This window comes from Bradyrhizobium sp. HKCCYLS3013, from assembly GCF_051167615.1.
GTDB lineage: Bacteria > Pseudomonadota > Alphaproteobacteria > Rhizobiales > Xanthobacteraceae > Bradyrhizobium.
In genome coordinates, this window is sequence record NZ_JBNPTK010000009.1 from 187,342 (window position 1) to 208,892 (window position 21,551).

The window sequence follows — 21,551 nt, forward strand, 5'->3', positions numbered from 1 at the left end:
GATGACCTCGTCCCTGCATCAGAGAACCGCGATCGACGTCGCGATGTCGATACGCCGGTCCACACCGTCGGCGATGGTGATTCACAGCAGCCTGACGCTCACCTTCGCCTTGCCGGTGTTGTTCGGATAGAATGCATCGTACATCCAGGGCAGCCCGATCACCGCGTCGTTGACATAGAGGAACAGCTCGCCGCCGCGGTCGGCCTTGAAGCGTGCCTTGTAGGCTTGAGGTGTCGTGTTGGGGGCGGGAACGGGGTCGAGGAAATATTCGTCGACGCCGGTCTCGCCGACCCTGGCGATCAGCCGATACCACGGCCGGAACAGAACGCGGCGCAGCAGGATGCCCGCGTAGAACGTCGAGCGGGCATAGCCCTGGACCGTCGAGGTGCGATAGCCGGCGGGCGTGACCGGCCGCCCGGCGTCCTCCCACGGATCGGTCATTGTGACGATGATCTCGTAGGAGAACCCGGGACGGACGCTCAAGCCGGTGGGCGCGCAGACCGCGTCGGTCGAGAAATCCCGGGCATCCTGCGGAATGCCCTTGTCGACCGCGACGAGCTCGCGGGCAGGGGTACCATGGCAGAAGGCGCCCATCGAGTCCGCGGCGTTGAACAGGAAGTGACTGATCAGCGTGGCCGCAAGCCAGACGGTGCCGACAGCGAGGAAGAACGGGCCCACATGCCGCTTGCCGTTCCTGATGACGAACTGATAGGCGCGATGGGTCCGGAGCGCGTAGATGGTCCGATGCACCAGGCCAGACGGCATCGGGGGTGATGCCCGTTCGCGCCAGATTACGCGCATCCGGTCGCCGATGCGGTCGCTGAGGCCTGTCCCGAGCGCGGTCAGCACGACCAGGATGATGATCCCGAGGGCGAACCATTCGGGATTGGCGGCGTACCAGTCCGTCCACCAGTGCAGGGAGTTCGGCAGGAACGATTCGACCAGCCGGACCGCTTCGGAGACCATCCTGATGGGAGAGTCGTATTCGTGCGTGCGATTGAGGTCGTGGAACAGCCAGAAGGCCGCGAGGTGGAGGGAGGCCGCCAGCGTTGCGAAATAGGCGAGGCGCCTGAACCACACCAGATTCCACAGCTTCTCCTGGGCCGCGAACCGGGCGGCCGCGCCGGCCGGCGTCTCGAACGTGGTCGGCCCGAGCGGCGTCAGCGTGCCGTCGTAGCGGACGATCAGGTAGTTGTCGGGCAGCCCGATGGGCGCGTAGGCGTTGCAGCCGCTGTCGATGCGGTCGAAGACGCTTTCGTGAATCTTCGGCATCGGCACCTGCACGCCCGCGGCCGGGTCGTTGCAGAGGTCTGACACCTTGCGCGGGCCGTACCGATAATAGGAGCCGAGCCCGGAGCGCGAGTTGTACAGGCGTCCGTCCTTGTCCTGGGACGTGACGATCGACCTGATCGCATCCGGATCGGCTTCGGGCGCGGACTTGAAGATCAGGCCGCGCTTGACGGCCTCGCCGACCAGCCAGGTCAGGGGGACGAAGGAGACGGAATCGTCCGGATAGCCGCCGCCGACATTGCCGTGCATGCCGACGAACCAGACCTGAACCAGCCGTTCGTCATCGATCGTCCTGGCATCCTGCGGCTTGGTCTCGCCCGCCTCGGTCCAGAGCACCGGATGGAAGGTCGTCCTCTCGTCGTCGAGCGCGAGCGCGTGGCGCGCGCATGTCACCCGCGGGTTGAGCACGCGATTGGGCAGCTCGAGCGGCCACACCCAGTTGGAGATGCCTCGCGTCATCTCGTCGATCGGCAGTCCGTAGGCGGCGACGGTGTCCCACAGCCCGATGAACTCGATCGCCGGGAGGCGTTTTCGCTCGAGGAGGTCGAGAGATTTGCGGCCCATGATGCGGTCGATCACCGGCACCAGCACATGATCGCGAAGCCAGCGGAACGGCACCTCGATCCGCCAGATCGAATGGTAGCCCTTGGCGCGATAGGCGCGATAGGCCTTCACGGCGCCATCGTGCAGCTCGGCCTCGGTGCCGGCAACGATCAGGCCCTGGTCGAGCATCAGCGCGGCCAGCACCCGCACGGTGAAGGCGCCGCGGCTGAAGCCGAACAGATAGATCTTCGAGCCATGCTCGTGGTCGTAGTTGCGACAGACGAACTTGTAGGCGTCGAGGATGTTGCGCTTGAGACCGAAGCCGAACGCGCCGCCGAGCAGGGCGAGAGGGACGAACGACGATGTGCCGACGCCGTCGTCGTACTTGGCCGCCTGGGCATTGCTCTGCAGGTCGAGCGCCTGGAACATGCGCCAGACGTTGGTCCGCCACACGCTCGACGCGGCGTTGCCGGTCCCGTCGGACAGGATGATGATCTTGGGACTCGCCATGCAAAGGACCCCGCTCGACATTCCCCCGGTCGAGAGCCGGGAGCGTAATACGGACGATCGGGAAAGCAACCTGAGATGGTGTGAGGCTTTCGGCGGCGTGGCCGGAGGATGCGGGACGCCGCTGCAGCGACGCGGCGACCCGAGGACGAAAATGCACTGCGCTGCCACCGAAATGCCGACATCACCGAAATGCGGTTGCCGTCGCCGTTCATCGCCCTTCAGGCGGGGTTGATGTGCTCGACGAGATGTGCGCGCGAGGGCGCCCGGTCGAAGGGATCGCTGAAATATTGCGTCTCATGCACCACTTTGCCGTCGCGGAATTCCATGATGCTCACCACGTAGGAGGGCACGCCGTCATAGGTCAGGACCAGTTCAGTGACCCAGAGATCGCCGCCGCCGATGATCCGCTGCACTGTGAAGCGCTTGTGGTTGGGCTGGACGAAGCGGCTTTCCTGAATGTTGCGCCGGCTGCGGATACGCTCGCCCGATTGCGGATAATCGAGCACGGCATCGTCGCGATAGATGGCGTGCTCGGCGTCGAAATCGTTGGCGTCCGATGCATCCCAATGGTGCTGCAGGGCAGCGCGCGTGGCGCGGTCGTCCATGGCAATCTCCCATTCAGGTGCGCGCTCTGGTTGCGGAGCGTGCGTCGACAGGCCAGAGAACGGCGCATCCTCAAGGCGTTCGCGCGTTGATGCGGGCATCCCCAGGCTTCGCAGTCGTGATGCATCATAGGACGATGGCCGACGTGTCACCACTCCGATGCGAACGGCGGGAGATGCGAAGGAACGAGCTCTCCGCGTGAGTGGCGCCGCGCAACAACGCTGCCGCCGTCACGCCGGCCGCGTCGCGATCCAGATCACGTGGCGCGCGCCGCCGCCGCGGCCGGTGGCGCGGATGTTGATCTCCTCGGCGGCAAAGCCTGCCTTGCGCAGGCGCGGGGCGAAGCGGTCATCCGGGTGTGACGACCACACTGCCAGCACGCCGCCGCGGCGCAGGGCGGTGAAGGCGGTGCGCAAGCCCGAGGAATCATACAGCGCGTCGTTGGATTGCCGCGTCAGTCCCTGCGGGCCGTTGTCGACGTCGAGCAGGATCGCATCATAGGTGCCGCGCGCGGCGGCGATCAGCTTCACGACGTCGCCCTCGTGAATGTCGACGCGTGGATCGGCAAGGCTTGCGCCGGACAACTCGGCCATCGGGCCGTGGGCCCAGGCGATCACCGCGGGCACCAGCTCGGCGACGGTGACGCGGGCCTGCGGACCTAGCACCTTCAGCGCGGCCCGCAAGGTGAAGCCCATGCCGAGGCCGCCGATCAGCAGCCGCGGAGCGGGCGCGGCCTTGATGCGGGCGCAGCTCAGGGTCGCCAGCGCCTCTTCGGATCCATGCAGCCGGCTGTTCATCAGCTCGTTCGAACCGAGCTTGATCGAGAACTCCTTGCCGCGCTGCATCAGCCGCAGCGGCTCGCCGCCGCCCGGGACGTCAGCGGTGTCGATCAGCTTCCAGGGAATCACGGGCGTCTCGCGTCAGTTGGATTAAGCTATGTCAGGCGGCAGAGTCGTCGCGCTGGGCCGCTGCTTACCACATTGCCTGCATCCAGCACCAAGGGCGACGCCACTGTTGCGACGGCCTGCATGGCGCCGTCGCGCATCATTGCGGTGGCGACACCAGCATCCAGACGCCCGCGGCACTGAAGGCGATCCCGGCCGCGCGCGCGACCCATCGTCCGAACGGAGCGACTTTCTCAAACAGCACGAGCAGGGTCAGGAGGGCGATCCACGTTACGTTCATGACGCCACCGACGAATAGCAGCGCCATCAGAGCCCAGCAGCAACCGACGCAATAGCCGCCGTGCCGGAGGCCCAATAGCAGGCACCCGCGCAGGTCGCCGCGAAAGCCGCCGTGGCGCATCAGGAACAGGAGCGGCGACTGGCATTGGACGAGGCAGGCGCCCTTCAGCGGTGTCCACTGATAGACGCCCGCGGCGATCAGCACGGTGGCGCCGAGCACGTGGCTGTCGATCGCCATCCGCGAATCCAGCAGGGCCGTCCGCTCCACACCCCATTGCAGCACGGTCGCCAGCAGCGAAAAGCCGCTCCAGGCGAGCAGATAGCCGGCCGCAAACCAGCCGGTCGCAGCGAAAGGCTGGCCCTGTGCGCGGCCCTGCCGACCGACACGGGCGTACATCAGGATCATCGGCGCGGCCGACGGCGCCATCATCCCGACCATCATCACCACCCACATCAGGAACACATAGGCAAACTCGATTGCGCGCCACGACTCGCTGGCCGGCAACATGATGCCGATGCCGGCCGGGATCATGCGGAAGCCGGTCATGTCCATGCCGCCCATGTCCATGTCGTTGGCGAGCCAGACAACATAGGCCCATGACAGGGCGACCATGATTGCGATCGCGCCGCCGACGATCCAGCGATCGCGCCGCAGCACGGCTTCCAGGGTGCTGCCGGTCATCTGCAAGGCGGGTTGCCGGCCTTGCGTCACGTCGATCTAGGCCCGGTTGGACCAGCTGATCGACGCGTACAGGCCGTTCTTGCCGGAATTGTCCCAGCGCATGCCGTGATCATTGTAGGTGTTGCCCGCTGCGCCGACGGCGAGCGCCATCCTGTCCGGGCTGACGGGATGGCCGATGTTCACCCACATCTCGCCGCTCGGATGCATGGTCGGCAGCGGTTCGACGGACATGTGCAGGATGTCGGCGATCTCGGCGGATCGCGTCTTGCCGTCGATCCGGAAGGTGATGGCGGCTTTGCGCACGCCGAGATTGGTGCTGATCAGCGGCGTGAACGCAGCCATCGGGCCGCCGGCGGCGCCGGTGAAGATCGCGGCCATCGCCTCGGTCTGCGGATCGTCGGCGCGCTGATCGACGTATGCGGCGATCGACCAGTCTCCCTCCGCCATCACGCCGGGCGCATGGAGCATCACCGCCGCGTTGAGGCCGTCAAGCGCGACATCGCCATACCGGCCGGTGTCGATGTGGAACAGCAGCGGCACGTTGCAGAACCCCTCGGTCGGCTGCGCGGTCAGGGGAGGCGCGGCCGACATCAGGCACGGACACAGCAGGCTGCAGCTGCAATTCTCGAAATAGTCACCGGACAGGTGCCAAGCGACTGGGTCTGCCATCGCCGCCTCCCGCTAGGTCTCACCGACAACGTGCTCTGGAACGCACGATCTCAGGTTGAAAGCTACGCCGCGTCGGGACGTGCCGCAAGCCGGTCATTTGTTCCTCTCCACGTCAGGGGGCCGGCCCACTGACTGGCTCCGGCCGCGATCGGTCGCAGGCCGCGGTGGTCGAGGACTCCGGTCAGCCGCCCGTCACGCTCATGTGCCGGCTGACGCTCGGGCGGTTGTGGCGGCGGTCGATGATGAAGTCGTGGCCCTTCGGCTTCAGGCCGATGGCGCGGTCGATCGCGTCGCTCAGCTGCTCGTCGCTGGCCGAGGCGCGCAGCGGCTTGCGCAGGTCGGAGGCGTCCTCGTGGCCGAGGCAGGTGTGCAATGTGCCGGTGCAGGTGACGCGGACGCGGTTGCAGCTCTCGCAGAAATTATGCGTCATCGGCGTGATGAAGCCGATCGTGCCGCCGGTCTCCGCGACGCGGACGTAGCGGGCGGGGCCGCCGGTGGTCTCGTCGAGATCGGTCATGGTGTAGGTCTGGGCAAGACGCCCGCGCAGCAGCGACAGCGGCAGATACTGGTCGATGCGGCCTTCGCCGATCTCGCCCATCGGCATCACCTCGATCAAGGTCAGCGCCATGCCCTTGCCGTGCGCCCAGTCGATCAGCGCGGGGATCTCGTCCTCGTTCATGTTCTTCAGCGCGACCGCGTTGATCTTCACGGCGAGACCCGCAGCGCGCGCCGCCTCGATGCCGGCCAGCACGCGGTCGAGGTCGCCCCAGCGGGTGATGGCGCGGAATTTGTCCGGGTCCAGCGTGTCGAGCGAGACGTTGATGCGGCGGACGCCGCAATCGGCGAGCTCGGCGGCGTATTTGGCGAGCTGCGTCGCATTGGTCGTCATCGTCAGCTCGCTGAGCGCGCCGCTCTTCAGGTGCCGCGACAACGAGCGTACCAGACCCATCACGTTGCGCCGGACCAGCGGCTCGCCGCCGGTGAGCCGGAGCTTCTTGACGCCCTTGTGGATGAACGCCGAGCACAGCCGGTCGAGCTCTTCGAGCGTCAGCAGGTCGGCCTTCGGCAGGAAGGTCATGTCCTCGGACATGCAGTAGAAGCAGCGCAGGTCGCAGCGGTCGGTCACCGAGACGCGCAGATAGCTGATGCGGCGGCCGAACGGGTCGGTCATCGGGCGCGTCAGGGCGGAGTCACTCAACGTCTCTGCGGTCATGGAAAGCCTTGATGGAAAGCCGTGATGGAAAGCCTTGATGCAAGCCTTGGCTGGTGGCGGCCCAGGTGGCGGCGATGCCACGCGGCGGCCGCGCAAGCGCGGCCGGATGTCGGTCTCAGGACAATCTAATCATGATCGCCGCGCCTCACAATCATCGACGTTGAAACGTCGATGCTGCAATGCAGCTTCGCCTTGGCAAGGGACGCGCGGGACGATGGCCCGTTATTGCCGTCCCGGCGCAGGGGCGGGGAAGGCGGACCCGGTGGTCGCCGGTGCTTCCGGCGCAGCGGCGGATTTCGGCGGCTTCGGCTTCTTTGGCCGCATGTGCTTGACGGCCTTGGGCGGCGCACCCGGCATCGGCTGCAGCTCGGCCACGACCGGGCTCGGATCCATCACCACCGGCGGCGAGGTGTTGAAATCGCCGGAGTTGCGGATCACCTGCACCGGGATGGTCGCGGGCTGGTACTTGTCCATCGTGAAGGTGACGCTGAAGCCCGCATCGGGCGCCGGCACCGAGACGGTGCAGGGCGTCTTGCAGCCCGGTCCGAGCGAGGTCTTGGCGTCAGCGCCCGGCGGCACGGAGTCGAGCTGCACGGGTACCTCGGGCGCGGCCATCTTGAAGCTGTCCATGGAGAAGGACGAGCAACCGGCCAAGCCGGCTCCCGCAACCGCAATTGCGATGACACGCCGCATCATGATGTCCGCCCCACAACCCTGCGGCCATCGGCCGCAATCCCAGGGCGACCATAGGAGCGTCAGAACAGCGGCGCAACTGCGGTCAACCCTATTCTCAACAGAACGTTAACGCACCCCAAGGTGCGGATTCAGGTCGATCGGGCAGGGAGTTAGGGCGCGATGCGGCAGTCGAATCGCAAGTTGGCTAGGCGATCCTGAGCGAGGGGCTGAGGGCCGTGACGGCTGCCGGCAGCTCGCGCATGTGGTCAATCAGGTGGTCCGGATTGAGCTCCGCGATCGGTACGTCGGTATAGCCGAAGGTGCAGCCGATCACCGGCACGCCGGCGCGGCGGGCGGCGCCGACGTCGGTGCCGGCATCGCCGACCATGATCGCGGCCCCGACCTCGCCGCCGGCCTGCGCGATGGTCTGGCGCAGGATCGTCGGATCCGGCTTGGCAACGCCGAACGTGTCGGCGCCGCAGATCGCGGCGAAGCGGGAGGACAGGCCGAGCTGGTCGAGCAGCCGCCTGGACAGCCATTCCAGTTTGTTGGTGCACACCGCGAACTGGCAGCCGCGGCCGGCGAGCTCGTCGAGCGCCGCCTCCAGCCCCTCGAAGGGGCGCGATTCGATGGCGATGTTCTCGGCGTAGAAATCGATGAAGTCGACCGTGAGCCGCTCCATGTCGGAGGGACTGGCGAAGCGGCCTTCCGCCTCCAGCCCGCGCTCGAGCAGCTTGCGCGCGCCGTGCCCGATCATCTTGCGGGCCGAGGCCAATGGCACCGGCCGCAGCCCTTCGCGCTGCAAGATGTGGTTCAGCGCGTTGATGAGGTCCGGCGCCGTGTCGACCAGGGTGCCGTCGAGATCGAAGACGATGGTGCTGGAGATGGCCATCGGTATCCGCTAGCGGCCGGCTCGCGTCCGTGCAAGAGCCTCGCAATGGCTTTTTGTCCGATTTCGTGGCCGGCGAGAGCTAGGCCCCGCGTCAAAACATCGCTAGATATGCGCCGGCTTTCGGCCCCGGCTTGTGGGGGCCCTGGGTGCGAAGGGCGGGTTCCTTGGTCGACATGGATGCATTGAAGCGGCAGGCGGCGGCGCGTGCGCTGGAGGAGGTCGAGAGCGGCATGAAGCTCGGTCTCGGCACCGGTTCGACCGCGAAGCATTTCGTCGATCTGCTCGGAGAAAAGGTGCGCGCCGGCCTCAAGATCGTGGGCGTGCCGACCTCGGAGGCGACGCGCGCGCAGGCGCAGGCGTGCGGCGTGCCGCTGACCACGCTCGACGAGATCGACCGGCTGGACATCACCATCGACGGCGCCGACGAGATCGATCCGGCGCTCGATATGATCAAGGGCGGCGGCGGCGCGCTCCTGCGCGAGAAGATCGTCGCCAGCGCCTCGGATCGCATGATCGTGATCGCCGACGACAGCAAGTGGGTGGCGCGGCTCGGCCGCTACCCGCTGCCGGTCGAGGTGGTTCCGTTCGGCCTCGCTGCGACCCAGCGCGAGATGAGTGACGCCTTCGCCACGGCCGGCGTGTCCGGGCCGATGAGCCTGCGCAAGTCCGCAGACGGCCACGTTTTCGTCACCGATGGCGGCCACTGGATTATCGACGTCCGCCTTGGGGAGATCGTGGATCCCCCGCGCCTGGCGGACCTTTTGAGCGCAATTCCGGGCGTGGTCGAGCATGGGCTGTTCATCGGCCTCGGCAGCACGGCGATCCTGGCAGGCGCACAGGGAATTCGCGTTATCCAGCGGCCCTGAGCGCGGCACGAGGCTGCGCTCAGGGCGGCAACTCACAGGAGACTTGGAATGAAGAGCGTGTTCAGAATCTTGCCGGCCGCCGGACTCGTGCTGGCCCTGGCCTCGGCAAGCCCGGTTGCGGCGCAGGGCCAGGCACCGGCGCTGAAGCCGGCCTCGCCCGCCTGCATGGCCGGCGCGCGCGAGATTCTGGGGATGAAGAACGCGGCTGCGATGTACGCCAATGCCGTCCCCGGCATCGTGCAGCAGACCAAGCAGGCGCTGCTGCAGTCCAATCTCAACTACCAGAAGGACCTCGACGAGGTCGCCGTGGTGGTCGCGCAGACCTATGCCGGCAAGGAGAAGGAGATCGGCGAGAAGATGGCGCAGATCTACTGCAACGAGTTCTCCGACCAGGAGATCGCCAACCTCGTCGCTTTCTACAAGTCAGCCATCGGCCAGAAGCTGCTTGCGGCGGAGCCGAAGGCGATCCAGATGAGCATGCAGGCGATGAACCTGTGGGCGGCGGAGTTCTCCGACACCGTCACCGCACAGTTCCGCGCCGAGATGCGCAAGCGCAACAAGCCGATCTGAGGCTTGCGGCCGAAAGGCCAGGTCGGGGGAGAGATGGCTGAATTCGACGTCGACCTGTTCGTGATCGGTGGCGGCTCGGGCGGCGTGCGCGCCGCCCGCATCGCGAGCGGCTATGGCGCTCGCGTTGTTGTCGCCGAGGAATACCGCATGGGCGGCACCTGCGTGATCCGCGGCTGCGTGCCCAAGAAGCTGTTCGTGATCGGCTCGCATGTCCGCCAGGAGATCGCCGACGCCGCGGGCTTCGGCTGGACGATCCCGACCGCGACCTTCGACTGGCCGACGCTGATCAGGAACAAGGACAAGGAGATCGCGCGGCTCGAGGCGGCCTACACCAGCAACGTCGAGAAGTCCGGCGCCAGGATCGTCAAGACCCGCGCGGTGCTCGAGGACGCCCACACCGTGCGGCTGACGACCGGCGAGACCATCCGCGCCAAGTACATTCTCATCGCGACCGGCGGCGCGCCCAACCACGGCACGCCGATTCCCGGCATCGAGCACGTCATCTCGTCCAACGAGGCGTTTCATCTCGACGAGCTGCCGCGCCGGATCGTGATCCAGGGCGGCGGCTACATCGCGCTCGAGTTCGCCTGCATCTTCGCCAATTTCGGCTCCGACGTGACCGTGATCTATCGCGGCGACAACATCCTGCGCGGCTTCGACGAGGACGTCCGCAAGCATGTCCGCTCGGAGATGGAGAAGGAAGGCATCACCATCCTTACCGGATGCACCGTCACCAGCGTCGACAAGCACGGCCAGGACTACACCACCCATCTGTCGAACGGCTCCAGCATCGCCTCCGACAAGGTGATGTTCGCGATCGGCCGCCATCCGGCGGTGGCCAATCTCGGCCTGGAGAAGGCCGGCGTCGCCATCAATCCCCGGAACGGCGGCATCGCGGTCGACGCGTTCTCGCAGAGCTCGGTGCCGAGCATCTACGCGATCGGCGACGTCACCCATCGCTTCAACCTGACGCCGGTTGCGATCCGCGAGGGCCACGCCTTTGCCGACACCGTGTTCGGCGGCAAGACCGTGCGCGTCGATCACGCGGACATTCCGACCGCCGTGTTCTGCCAGCCTGAAGTCGGCACCGTCGGCCTGACGGAAACCCAGGCGCGCGAGCTGTACGACCGCGTCGACATCTACAAGACGAATTTCCGCCCGATCAAGGCGACGATGTCCGGCCGCGACACCCGCGTGCTGATGAAGCTCGTCGTCGACGGCACCAGCGACCGCGTGCTCGGCTGCCACATCGTCGGCGACATGGCTGCGGAGATCACCCAGGCCGTCGCCATCGCCATCAAGATGAAGGCGACCAAGGCCGATTTCGACGCCACCATCGCGCTGCATCCCTCGGCTGCCGAGGAGCTGGTGACGATGCGCACGGTGACCGAGCGCCACGTGCGGCAGGCGGCGGAGTAGGACGCCGTCTGCTTCTTGGCGCTCGTGCGCAGCCGGCCTCCGTAGCGACTGCGGTGGCCAGTGCTCACGGTCTGACGACGGTCCACACCATGGCCGATCGGGCTTGCCATCTTGGAGCCGTTCAGTGAACGGGCGGTTGGAGAGCAACCAGCATGTCCCAGGATGATTGCCTTGTGACCTATCCGCCGCTCAACACCCTGAAGCCCGTTGCCGAGAACATCTGGATCGTCGACGGGCCCGTGATCCGCTTCGGCATTCCCGGGCTGAAATTTCCGTTTCCCACCCGCATGACCGTGGTGCGCTGCGCCTCCGGCGATCTGTTCATCCACTCGCCCACGCCGTTGACGCCGGCGCTGCGGGCCGAGATCGACCGGGAAGGCCGCGTGCGCGACATCATCGGTCCGAATCGCATCCACTATTGGTGGATCCCCGACTGGCAGGCGGCCTTTCCCGACGCGGCGATCTATCTGGCACCTGGCATTCGCGCGCAGGCGAAGGGCCGCATCGACTTCGAGGGCAGGCCGCTGGATCGCAGCACTGGCTATCCTTGGGATGATGAGATCGCGACCTTGCCCGTCCTCGGCAGCTATATGACGGAGGTCGTGTTCTTCCATCGCCCGTCGCGCACGCTGATCCTGACCGATCTGATGGAGAATTTCGAGCCGGCCAAGATCGGCGCCGGCCTGGCGCGCTACCTGAGCTGGATCGGGGGCGTCGGTCCGCCGCATGGCGGCCTGCCGCGCGATCTCCGGCTGACATTTACCTGGCGGCACCGACGCGAGTTGCGGGCGGCGGTCGAGACCATGCTGGCGTGGCACCCCGAGCGGATCGTGATCGCCCATGGCGCCTGGCACCCGGCTGACGGCACCGAGATCCTGCGCGAGGCATTCCGCTGGCTGTTGCGGCCTTGAACCGCCGGCTGGTCTTCGCAAGACCAGCCTTCGTGATGCGGTGCTTTTCTCCTCCCGCCACGGACGTATAAGCTCGTGCCATTGAGGTTGGCGCCAGGGGGGGACCGATGCGGCGATGGATGAGGCTGGTGCTCGCCGGATGCAGCGTGCTGATCCTTTGCAGCCCGGCGCTCGCCGACACCCGCATCGCGCTCGTCATCGGCAATTCGGCCTATCGCGCCGTCAGCCGGCTCGACAATCCCAGACATGATGCCGCGCTGATGGCGCAGACGCTGGCCGGGCTCGGCTTCGCCCTGGTCGGCGGCAGCGCGCAGCTCGATCTTGACGAGGCAGCGATGCGCCGCGCCGTGCAGGAGTTCGGCAGCAAGGCGCGCGGCGCCGACGTCGCGCTGGTGTACTACGCCGGCCATGGCGTGCAGGTGCGCGGCGCCAACTATCTGGTGCCGATCGACGCCAATCCGACGCGGGAGGCCGACGTGGATTTCCAGATGCTCGACGTCAATGTCGTGCTGCGGCAGATGGAGAGCGCGGGCACCAAGCTCAACCTCGTGATCCTCGATGCCTGCCGCAACAATCCGTTCGGCGGCCGCGGCCTGCGCGACGCCGGCAGCGGGCTTGCGCAGATGCGCGCGCCGGAGGGCACGCTGATCTCGTTCGCGACCCAGCCCGGCAACGTCGCGCTCGACGGCCGCGACGGCAACAGCCCGTTCACGAAGGCCCTGGCCGAGACGATCAAGCAGCCGGGTCTCGACATCTTCAAGACCTTCAACCAGGTCGGCCTGGAGGTGAAGCGGGCGACCGCTGGAAGCCAGCAGCCCTGGGTGTCGAGCTCGCCGGTCGACGGCGACTTCTACTTCGCGGGCCAAGCGTTCGCGCCGGCCTCGACCGCGCAGCCGGCGCCGTCGTCATCCGATCCGGCCGAGCGGGCCTGGGCGGTGACGCAGAACACCAGCAGCATCGCCGTGCTCGAGGATTTCGTGCGCCAGTTCGGCAGCACGCCATACGGCTCGATGGCGCGCGCCCGCATCGAGGAGCTGAAGAAGACCCAGACCGCGGCGCGTCCGACCGACTCTCCGACGGAGCGCGCGCAAGCCATTCTGCCCAATCCGCACCTCGTGCCGCGCGTGGTCAAGCGCAACGTCTCGCAGGGCTATCTCAACCTGCGCAGCGAGCCCGGGCAGAAATCCAGCATCCTGACCCGCATTCCGGCCGGCGAGACCGCGATGGTCGGCGGCTGCGTGATGCCGGGCGACGGCATCAGCCGGTTTCCGTCGTGCCGGGCGGTGTGGAACGGCGTCGTCGGCTGGGTGTCGTCGAACGGGTTGGAGTGAGCTGTCTCGTGAGCTCCGCTGCGCCGCCGGGCGAGATGGGGCGGAACGAACAAGTACAGTGCAGCACGATCAGTCTCGTAGGGTAGGCAAAGCAGCCGCCGAAGGTGGCAGCGTGCCCACCGTTGCTCAATGAGCTCCCCATCGAAACGGTGGGCACCGTGCCACTGCGATCTCGCGCGGAAACAGCGCACCGACGCGCCTTGCCCAGCTACGCGCTGCATCCCTTCGCCGCGGAAGAGCTGGTGATGCGAACGGTGACCGAGCGGCATGTGGGGCAGGCGGCGGAGGAGGTGCGGCTTTTACTTGAATCAGCCTTTCATTGGCATCTGACAGGGATGATATCCCGGTCAATCAAAGTCCGAATTACGAATTCTAGCGGTTTCTGATCTGGGACTGTCAGGTATTCTCTACGCGAGCCTTTTAGGACTGCCTCGATTTCATTTGCGATTTCTTGTTCTCCCAGTGTCTCTTTCTCGCGAAAAGGGTCTTTTTCGAGCTGTTGAGGGTGAGTACACAAGAAAACAAGATCGTATGACTTTGAATGGGCGTACAGAAACTGCTCAATCGACGATCTGTCGATCGGCCACGGATCATTACGAGCCTCCCTGAGGCGAAAATAAGCGATCAAGTCGTACACGCAACGATCGAGAACGAGAAATTGGTTGTGGTTGCGCTCCCGTGCCTCTGCGAGAATTTGTAGAGAGAGTACTTCCATGTTTAACGCGTTGCACATTTTACCTGATGCAAAATAGTGACTGCCTCTGACTGCCTCGGGAACCACTGCAGCCTCGATCCCGTTTTGCCGAAGACGACCGGCTACAGATAAGGACAAAGTCGTCTTGCCCGTGAGCGGGGCTCCCGAAAACGCGATCGTGGTGAAATTTTTCAATCGAATGTCTCGTTCATCCAACGTGCAAAATCACCCAGCGGCCCAGATGTGATAATCTGCAGCCATCGACCGTTCATGTTGAGCGTCTTTAATGTAGCCGAGGCCAAAGTCGTGGCGGTGCTCATTGGTAAGCCAAACTGCCAAGTTGCCAATGGCCCCAGAGCCCCGAGTAATGTTTGTTGTGGAATAGACGATTTACTGCGTAGCTCACGAGTTGCGTCGCGCTCAGCTGCTAGGATGTTTTCGTAAGTATAAGTGTCGTCTCTCGTAATCTGCTCAAGAGCACGATGGTAGGCTTTGAGGCGTCTGCCCTCTCTAAGCTGAGCTTGTGCCTCAATTGCAAGCTCATGCGGGCATTGATCGAATTTCTGAAGAGCAGAAGGTCTGCAGAGGCGGGAAATTGCAGCTCTAATTATGTTAGGATGAAATTTGTGGTGGTAGTTTGAGCTGAAGACGTCGCGGTTGCCCAGGGTCGCAAGCGCGGCTGTGGTCGGATATGAGTACAAATCGCCCGAGAAATCATAGATAAGGTACGGACGCCAGAGGAAACTGAAAACATTGTCAGGCTTCGGAAAAAGCTCCCTCTTCGCATCAATTAAGAGAGCTTCTGTTTCGACTATTCCAGTTACTTGGCTCGCGTATTCTATCGCGGCTGCAGCATGACCAATGTCCGAGCGTCGAGTTAGTTGCCCTATCGTGGATAGTAACTTCTCTGACACGTTAGACCTGCGCTCGGCCAGCCTTCGTGGTTGTTTTTTTGCGCTATGATATAAACTGAACAGTCGTGAATCGGGCGTTATCTTCGTGTCGATTCCTCGAAGGAAGTGCAAGTAATCCCGAGGAAAAGCGGCTCCGTCGTCGTAAGTTATGATTTTCTTTTTTTCAATTAGGCGTTTTACGAAGGGAGAATCAAGAAAATCTTTCAACGAGGAATCGATCGATGCTGAAAGAACGTAGCCGGGAGCGATTATAACTTCATCAAATAGCAAGAGCAGATAGCGAACATAGGTTTCGAGGTCGCTCGTTGACGGAGTTGGTGCTGAGAACCGAATTCGGTATGCAGCTTCGAATTGGCTCAGGTGCGGAAATACAACCTGTCGGGAGCTCACAGCAGGTTCCTCGATCCAAGCGGCTTTTCTACCTCAGGAAGCAGAGAAGATAATATGCTTAGCTTGCGTGTTTCAAGCGCGTTTAGTGATTGATTTTTAGGCGGCAGTTGCTAGCGCGGTGGTTGAGTGTCAAGGCCCGGCTATCCGACCGAACGTCTATATTGCCCAGGCGAACTTGAGCAGGCGGGGCGCGTGCTCGCGTCCGCTCAATACTCAGTTCGTGTGGCCTTGGAGGCCCTACAGGGCCGCGCGAACAAACATAGAATACAATGATTGGGATCGGCGCCAGTTGCTTAACGAACTCCGCGTTGAATCGGTGGGTAGGGCGCCATTGCGATCTCGCAGGGAGACAACGCGCCGACGCGCCTTTGCCCATCCTAGTTCTCAGGGCGCAGCCTTCGCCGTCCTCGTCGCCAAATAGGGCCAAGCGAACAGATAGAGCCCCGTCGCCAGCAGCACGATCAGCGGCACAAGCGCCAGCAGGCCGATCCAGAAGGCCGGCTGCGTCTGCGTCATCGCCGCGATGTTGATGATGACGCCGACCGTGAAGGCGATCGAGACCCAGCGATGCACCTGTCGGATCGTGTTGCTCCAATTCATTCGTTTCTCCCCTGGTGAAGTGATGTTCTGTCTCAGTCGAGCCGCACTAGAATCCGCTCCAGACCGTCGAAAAATTTGGGCCAGCCATAACGGGCGCCCTGATAGGCGCGGGTCTGATCGGCGGCGAAGCCGGTCTGCTCCATGCGCAGATGTGTGCCGGACGCAGTCGGCGTCAGCGTCCAGGTCACGACGCTGTCGAGTCCCAGCGCCGCCCAGCTGTAGGACAGCGTGCGATGCGGCTCGAGGGTCTGGACCTGGCAGTCGACGACACCCCAATCGGCTTCGAGCTTGAAGCGATGATCGACCTTGGCTGCGAAGTCGTTCTTCATCAGCCACTCCGCGATCAGATGCGGCTGTGTCAGCGCGCGCCAGAGTTTTTCGGGCGGATGCGCAAACTCGCGCTCCACGACGACGGTGCGGGTTTCGGATGCAGTCTGTGTCATTGATCCATCCTGTTGAGGAGATTTTCGAGATCGTCGAACCGGTTGTCCCAGAACGCCGCCATGCGGCTGGTCCAGTCGAGCAGCGGCATCAGTGCCTTGGGATGGGCGCGGTAATGAGTTTGGCGGCCCTCATGGCGCTCGCGCACCAGGCCTGCGCGTTTGAGGACGCCGAGATGCTTTGACACGGCAGGTTGCGACACTCCGGCCCGGGCGGTCAGAGCGCCGACGGTCTGTTCGCCGCGCTGGCACAAGCCTTCGAAGATGGCCCGCCGCGTCGGGTCGGCAAGGGTTCGGAACACGATGTCAGGTGAGCGGGACATTCAATCGATAACCCGTTGGTTATGGGTTATTGCATAACCAGTTGGTTATGGGTTTGTCAAGCGCAAAGGCGAGCCGGCGCGCGGGAGTTTCGTCCAACGCGTGGCGCAGTCGTTTAGCCCGGATGAGCGAAGCGATATGTGGGACGGACATCCCGCATGCGGCCGCGGCATCCTTCTGAGAGCTGCGGATGACGTGGCGCGCATTCGGCCATATGCCGGCCAGGATAATTTGAGCAGCAGCGGTGCCACGCATGCAGTGTTGTTCGGGACGTGCCGCGCACCGGCGCGGGCCCGGAATCGATACGCCGCTCGCGGTTATGGATTCCGGGCGAGCCCGGAATGCCGAGGTGAGAGTCGAACCTATTCGAAATCAGGCGCTCAACGAGAACCCGACACGTCCCATCCTCTGCTCGGGGGACGCTGAGGGGACGCTGAGCTGGTAGCAAGCCGGCATCAGTTGCGGGAGATGACGGACATGCAGGCCAGCAAGGCTCGGCTGCAGCGCAAGCTGCCGATGACACCGCAAGCGGCGTTGGCCGCACGCGTCCTCGTCATCTTCCTGCTCCTGCACGTCGTCGCCGCCACGATGCTGCGGGGCGATGCCACGCGCAGCGGAGCGCAGGCCGATCCGGCTGCACCGCTCCAGCCCTACGATTGACGATCCCCGCTCATTTCAACTTCATCAGCCGGAGCTATTTCATGGCCGGATCAGGATCATTTCTGCTGCTCAGCGCCGCCGTATTCTTTGGCGCCTTCGTCTCCGGTCTGGCCGGATTCGCCTTTTCCGCCGTGGCCGGCGCGATCCTGCTGCACAGTCTGCAGCCTTTGGAGGCCGTGCCGCTGATGATGGCGTGCAGCGTCGGCGTGCAGGCGACGAATCTCTGGGCGCTTCGCAGCAGCATCCGCTGGAAGGACAGCCTCGTCCTGATCCTGGGCGGGCTGCTTGGCGTCCCCCTGGCGCTCTGGCTGCTGCACAATGCGGACGCGCGCGTGTTTCAGCAGGTGTTTGGCGCGACGATCGCGACCTACGCCGGCTACATGCTGTTCAAGCCTGCGCTGGGCAGTCTTCAACCGATGAACCGGGGCCGCACCGCCATCGTCGGATTCGGCGGCGGTCTCATCGGCGGCCTCACGGCGATGCCCGGTGCGCTGCCGACGATCTGGTGCGAGCTGCATGGCCTGCCGAAGACCGAGCAGCGCGGCGTCGTCCAGCCCTTCATTGCCGCCATTCAGCTCGCCTCGCTCGCGGTGATGCTGGCCCGGCAGGATCTGTCGTCCAAGGTGATCATCGATCTCGCCTTGAGCATCCCGGCGCTGTTCGCCGGCACGGCGCTTGGCATCCTCGCCTTCCGCAGGATCAACGACGTGCTGTTCAGGAAGATGATCCTGGGCATCCTGCTGCTGTCGGGAGTGCTGCTGGTCGTATGACGGAGGGGCGTCGTCCCCTTCGCGCGCAGCCAAGCTATCGTTGCTGCATTCCGGGACGTGCCGCGAAGCGGTGCGGGTCCGGACTACTCCCGATCGCGGTCATGGACGAAAGATTTTGCTTTACGAATATCAGAAACCGTGCTTTATTGTACGCATCCCGCCTCACTCGGAGGGGCGTTGCGCGCGATCGTCACGACACGCGGGGCGGGGAGCGATGGCCGCGAGGGAGCCGCAGCGTGTCCTTTCAAGGATGCGCGGACGAACGGCTTGGCGCGGACGTGAAGTCGCAGCGTGCTGACACCCCGACGCTGGTGTCACGTTACGCGGAGCCTCGCTTCGCGTGGCAATGGTGGCCAACAAGCCCGGCGCACCAGGCAGACTGCGTATAAGCGTGAAGACCGTCGCGCAGGGAATGCCGGTTGATCGGCTGAACCTGTGGTACCTGCCGCCTGCACTTTCTTCCGCAGGCGGGCCATGGGCGAGGCCATCGTCCGGCATTCCCTGCGCCCTCCGACTGTCGGAGGGTGAGCGAGATCAGTCCAGCTCGGGGCACCATGGCGCCGCGAGAACGTTTGCTCATGGGCAACGGCGAGCCGACCCCTGACTCAGCTTTCGAGCAGCCACTCCGTCGCGCTGCGCCACAGCGTGCAGCGATGCGCGGCGCGGAAGAAGCCCATATGGCCGATCGCGGTGGCGCCGACGTCCCGCGGCGCGATGCTGAGCAGCTCCGGCGTCGTGCCCGTATAACCGGCGCACAGCAGCTCGACCGCGGGCCGCGTCGCCCAGGGATCGTCGGCCAGGCAGAGCGCCCGCAGCGGGGCGTTGAAGCTGGCGTAGTTCGCAAGGCCCGGCAGCGATGCGTCATCGAACAGATAGCGCGGGCTCATGATCCAGCGCACCCATTGCAGGAACACCCCCTTCGGCAGGTCCTCGCCGACGCCGCTCCATCCCGGCGTGTAGCCGAGCGCACGCGTCAGCGGAACGCCGATGCCGTTCAGCATCGCCGCCACGCGCCAGCGTTCGCCCGGGGCCATCAGCTTCCAATAGCCGGCCTGCGAGGCGATGAAGAGCGCGCGCGACACTTCGGTGTTGTTGGCGAGCAGGCCGAGCGTCTGGCCGCCGAAGGAGTGACCGACATAGCGCAGCGGCAGCTCACCGAAGTTCTCGCGCATCCAACCGACCGCGCCGGTGATGTCGAGTGCGGCCCAGTCGGTCATCGAGGCCGCAAAGCCCTTCAGGGAGCGGGGACGGCTACCGCCGATCCCGCGATAGTCGTAGCTGAGGACCGCGCAACCCTGCTGGGCGAGATGGGCGGCGAAGCCACGATAGATCCGGCGTGGGATTGCCGCCCCGGAATTGATCAGCACGGCATGCGCCGGCCTGCCGCGCGGCATGAACAGGGTGCCGGCGAGCGCAAAGCCATCGACGGCCGGAACGGTCAGATCCTCGCTCGAAACGCCGTCGGATTCCGTCTCGCCCACGCCTCGTCCTCCCGTCCCTTGCCCTTCCGCAGCAAAGTCAAATTCTGGTTGTGGTGCAAGCCCTTGTGTCCGCGCTTTAAATTCCAAGTGGCGGCACGGGGGCAGGCTGTGTATAAGGCGCGCGCCGCCGTGCGGGGAACAAGTGTGCGGCCGTCCAGAGGGAGTAGAAAGCCATGACGGAGCGCTGGAGCCCGGAGAGCTGGCGGTCCAAGCCGGTGCAGCAGGTGCCCGACTATCCCGACCAGAAGGCGCTGGCCGAGGTCGAGGCGCAGCTTGCGACCTTTCCGCCGCTGGTGTTCGCCGGCGAGGCGCGCAACCTGAAGAAGGCGCTGGCGCGGGTGGCGGCGGGCGAGGCGTTCCTGCTTCAGGGCGGCGACTGCGCCGAGAGCTTTGCCGAGCACGGCGCCAACAACATCCGCGACTTCTTCCGCGTGCTGCTGCAGATGGCTGTCGTCATGACCTATGCCGGCGCGGTGCCGGTGGTGAAGGTCGGCCGCATCGCCGGCCAGTTCGCCAAGCCGCGCTCCTCGCCCACCGAAAAGATCGATGGCGTCGAGCTGCCGAGCTATCGCGGCGACATCGTCAACGACACCGCCTTCACCGCCGAGGCGCGTATCCCCAATCCGCAGCGTCAGCTCGACGCCTACCGGCAGTCGGCGGCGACGTTGAACCTGCTGCGGGCGTTCGCCACCGGCGGCTTCGCCAATCTCGGCAGCGTGCATCAGTGGATGCTCGGCTTCGTCAAGGATTCCCCGCAGTCGCGCCGCTACAAGGAGCTCGCCGACCGCATCTCCGAGGCGCTCAACTTCATGCGCGCCTGCGGCCTCGACCTCGAGAGCCATCCGGAGCTGCGCGCCACCGATTTCTACACCAGCCACGAGGCGCTGCTGCTCGGCTACGAGCAGGCCTTCACGCGCGTCGATTCCACCACCGGCGACTGGTACGCGACCTCAGGCCATTTCATCTGGATCGGCGATCGCACCCGCCAGCTCGATCACGGCCATGTCGAATATTTCCGCGGCATCAAGAATCCGATCGGCCTGAAATGCGGCCCGTCGCTGAAGCCGGACGAGCTCTTGAAGCTGATCGACATTCTCAATCCCGACAACGAGCCGGGCCGGCTGACCCTGATCAACCGCTTCGGCGCCGACAAGGTCGGCGATCATCTGCCGGGACTGATCCGCGCGGTGCAGCGGGAAGGGCGCAAGGTGGTGTGGTCGTGCGATCCGATGCACGGCAACACCATCACCTCGACCTCGGGCTACAAGACGCGGCCGTTCGACCGCATCGTGTCCGAGGTGCGCGCGTTCTTCGCGGTGCATGCCGCGGAGGGCACCCATGCCGGCGGCATCCATCTCGAGATGACCGGCAAGGACGTCACCGAGTGCATCGGCGGTGCGCGCGCGATCACCGACGAGGATCTCAACGACCGCTATCACACGGTGTGCGATCCCCGGCTGAACGCCGAGCAGTCGATCGACATGGCGTTCCTGATCGCCGAGCTGTTGAAGCAGCAGCGCGGCGGCAAGTCCGCACCGATGACGGCGGTCGCGGGCTTCTGATGCTGCGTTTGTGGCGCGCGACGGTCAACTCGCGCAACGGCCTGGCCTTCGCGCTGCGCTCCGAGCAGGCGGTGCGCGAGGAGGTCGTCGCATTCCTGCTGGCGCTGCCGCTCGCCTATGTGATCGGCGTGACGCCGATGCGCAGCGTCGAGCTGGTCTGCGCGGTGGTGCTGGTGCTGGTGGTCGAGCTGCTCAACACCGCGATCGAGAAGCTCGCCGACCGCCTCACCACCGAGCACGATCTGCAGATCGGCCGGGTCAAGGATCTCGGCTCGGCCGCGGTCGGCGTCGCGCTGCTGATGTCGGGCTGCTTCTGGCTGTTCGCGATCGCCGAGCGGCTCGGGCTGCTGTGAATGAGTTG

The 21,551-nt window shown here is 65.0% G+C and carries 23 protein-coding genes; 9 read left to right on the top strand and 14 right to left on the bottom strand.

Annotated elements, in window-relative coordinates:
* Positions 1-81: 81 nt before the first annotated feature.
* The 8 genes from ACQR1F_RS18130 to ACQR1F_RS18165 all read right to left on the bottom strand — a co-directional run bounded on the left by ACQR1F_RS18130 (position 82) and on the right by ACQR1F_RS18165 (position 8,261).
* Positions 82-2,343, bottom strand: coding sequence for a DUF2235 domain-containing protein (locus ACQR1F_RS18130; protein ID WP_434913573.1), 2,262 nt, complete (start codon positions 2,341-2,343; stop codon positions 82-84).
* Between the two features lie 218 nt (positions 2,344-2,561).
* Entirely contained in the window at positions 2,562-2,948 is a 387-nt protein-coding gene (locus ACQR1F_RS18135) for a nuclear transport factor 2 family protein (RefSeq protein ID WP_315803067.1), read from the bottom strand.
* 228 nt (positions 2,949-3,176) lie between these two features.
* Positions 3,177-3,854 (bottom strand): spermidine synthase, encoded by a 678-nt coding sequence (locus ACQR1F_RS18140; RefSeq protein WP_434913574.1) that lies wholly within the window; start codon positions 3,852-3,854, stop codon positions 3,177-3,179.
* A gap of 136 nt (positions 3,855-3,990) precedes the next feature.
* On the bottom strand, positions 3,991-4,812 hold the full coding sequence (locus ACQR1F_RS18145; RefSeq protein ID WP_434913575.1) for a DUF2182 domain-containing protein: 822 nt from the start codon (positions 4,810-4,812) through the stop codon (positions 3,991-3,993).
* Positions 4,813-4,848: 36 nt separating this feature from the next.
* Entirely contained in the window at positions 4,849-5,481 is a 633-nt protein-coding gene (locus ACQR1F_RS18150) for a DUF1326 domain-containing protein (protein ID WP_434913576.1), read from the bottom strand.
* A gap of 181 nt (positions 5,482-5,662) precedes the next feature.
* On the bottom strand, positions 5,663-6,694 hold the full coding sequence (moaA, locus tag ACQR1F_RS18155) for a GTP 3',8-cyclase MoaA (protein ID WP_434907827.1): 1,032 nt from the start codon (positions 6,692-6,694) through the stop codon (positions 5,663-5,665).
* Between the two features lie 222 nt (positions 6,695-6,916).
* Positions 6,917-7,309: a hypothetical protein gene (locus tag ACQR1F_RS18160; RefSeq protein WP_315803169.1), complete on the bottom strand. Its 393-nt coding sequence runs from the start codon at positions 7,307-7,309 to the stop codon at positions 6,917-6,919.
* A gap of 265 nt (positions 7,310-7,574) precedes the next feature.
* Positions 7,575-8,261 (bottom strand): HAD-IA family hydrolase, encoded by a 687-nt coding sequence (locus tag ACQR1F_RS18165; RefSeq protein WP_316237859.1) that lies wholly within the window; start codon positions 8,259-8,261, stop codon positions 7,575-7,577.
* A gap of 173 nt (positions 8,262-8,434) precedes the next feature.
* Between ACQR1F_RS18165 and rpiA the strand changes: the two genes are divergently transcribed.
* The 5 genes from rpiA (at position 8,435) to ACQR1F_RS18190 (ending at position 13,358) form a co-directional block, all read left to right on the top strand.
* On the top strand, positions 8,435-9,127 hold the full coding sequence (gene rpiA, locus ACQR1F_RS18170) for a ribose-5-phosphate isomerase RpiA (RefSeq protein WP_315803170.1): 693 nt from the start codon (positions 8,435-8,437) through the stop codon (positions 9,125-9,127).
* A gap of 48 nt (positions 9,128-9,175) precedes the next feature.
* Entirely contained in the window at positions 9,176-9,697 is a 522-nt protein-coding gene (locus ACQR1F_RS18175) for a DUF2059 domain-containing protein (RefSeq protein WP_316216219.1), read from the top strand.
* Positions 9,698-9,730: 33 nt separating this feature from the next.
* Positions 9,731-11,116: a glutathione-disulfide reductase gene (gene gor, locus ACQR1F_RS18180; RefSeq protein WP_434913577.1), complete on the top strand. Its 1,386-nt coding sequence runs from the start codon at positions 9,731-9,733 to the stop codon at positions 11,114-11,116.
* Positions 11,117-11,268: 152 nt separating this feature from the next.
* Entirely contained in the window at positions 11,269-12,027 is a 759-nt protein-coding gene (locus tag ACQR1F_RS18185) for a DUF4336 domain-containing protein (protein ID WP_434889845.1), read from the top strand.
* A 107-nt stretch (positions 12,028-12,134) separates the two neighbouring features.
* The gene (locus ACQR1F_RS18190) at positions 12,135-13,358 is read left to right on the top strand and encodes a caspase family protein (protein WP_434913578.1); all 1,224 of its coding nucleotides are present in this window, start codon (positions 12,135-12,137) and stop codon (positions 13,356-13,358) included.
* Between the two features lie 316 nt (positions 13,359-13,674).
* Here ACQR1F_RS18190 and ACQR1F_RS18195 read toward each other — a convergent pair whose 3' ends face one another.
* The 5 genes from ACQR1F_RS18195 to ACQR1F_RS18215 form a co-directional block, all read right to left on the bottom strand.
* Positions 13,675-14,247 (bottom strand): AAA family ATPase, encoded by a 573-nt coding sequence (locus tag ACQR1F_RS18195; RefSeq protein WP_434913579.1) that lies wholly within the window; start codon positions 14,245-14,247, stop codon positions 13,675-13,677.
* Positions 14,244-15,356, bottom strand: a complete 1,113-nt coding sequence (locus ACQR1F_RS18200; RefSeq protein WP_434913580.1) for a hypothetical protein — start codon at positions 15,354-15,356, stop codon at positions 14,244-14,246. The genes ACQR1F_RS18195 and ACQR1F_RS18200 overlap by 4 nt, the downstream gene beginning before the upstream one ends.
* A 384-nt stretch (positions 15,357-15,740) precedes the next feature.
* Entirely contained in the window at positions 15,741-15,956 is a 216-nt protein-coding gene (locus tag ACQR1F_RS18205) for a hypothetical protein (protein ID WP_434913581.1), read from the bottom strand.
* A 32-nt stretch (positions 15,957-15,988) separates the two neighbouring features.
* A complete protein-coding gene (locus ACQR1F_RS18210; protein WP_434913582.1) occupies positions 15,989-16,399 on the bottom strand; it encodes an SRPBCC family protein in 411 nt (136 codons plus the stop codon).
* Positions 16,396-16,719, bottom strand: coding sequence for an ArsR/SmtB family transcription factor (locus ACQR1F_RS18215; protein ID WP_434913583.1), 324 nt, complete (start codon positions 16,717-16,719; stop codon positions 16,396-16,398). The genes ACQR1F_RS18210 and ACQR1F_RS18215 overlap by 4 nt, the downstream gene beginning before the upstream one ends.
* Positions 16,720-17,194: 475 nt before the next feature.
* Here ACQR1F_RS18215 and ACQR1F_RS18220 point away from each other — a divergent pair, with 475 nt between their 5' ends.
* Entirely contained in the window at positions 17,195-17,377 is a 183-nt protein-coding gene (locus ACQR1F_RS18220; protein WP_434913584.1) for a hypothetical protein, read from the top strand.
* A 41-nt stretch (positions 17,378-17,418) separates the two neighbouring features.
* Positions 17,419-18,147, top strand: a complete 729-nt coding sequence (locus ACQR1F_RS18225; RefSeq protein ID WP_434913585.1) for a sulfite exporter TauE/SafE family protein — start codon at positions 17,419-17,421, stop codon at positions 18,145-18,147.
* Positions 18,148-18,752: 605 nt separating this feature from the next.
* Here ACQR1F_RS18225 and ACQR1F_RS18230 read toward each other — a convergent pair.
* Complete coding sequence (locus ACQR1F_RS18230; RefSeq protein ID WP_434913586.1) at positions 18,753-19,628, bottom strand: alpha/beta hydrolase family protein; 876 nt, start codon at positions 19,626-19,628, stop codon at positions 18,753-18,755.
* Between the two features lie 173 nt (positions 19,629-19,801).
* Here ACQR1F_RS18230 and ACQR1F_RS18235 point away from each other — a divergent pair, with 173 nt between their 5' ends.
* Both ACQR1F_RS18235 and ACQR1F_RS18240 read left to right on the top strand, forming a co-directional pair.
* Positions 19,802-21,190, top strand: coding sequence for a class II 3-deoxy-7-phosphoheptulonate synthase (locus tag ACQR1F_RS18235; protein WP_434913587.1), 1,389 nt, complete (start codon positions 19,802-19,804; stop codon positions 21,188-21,190).
* Positions 21,190-21,543 (top strand): diacylglycerol kinase, encoded by a 354-nt coding sequence (locus ACQR1F_RS18240; RefSeq protein ID WP_316200785.1) that lies wholly within the window; start codon positions 21,190-21,192, stop codon positions 21,541-21,543. Before ACQR1F_RS18235 ends, ACQR1F_RS18240 begins: the two co-directional genes overlap by 1 nt.
* Positions 21,544-21,551: the final 8 nt, after the last annotated feature.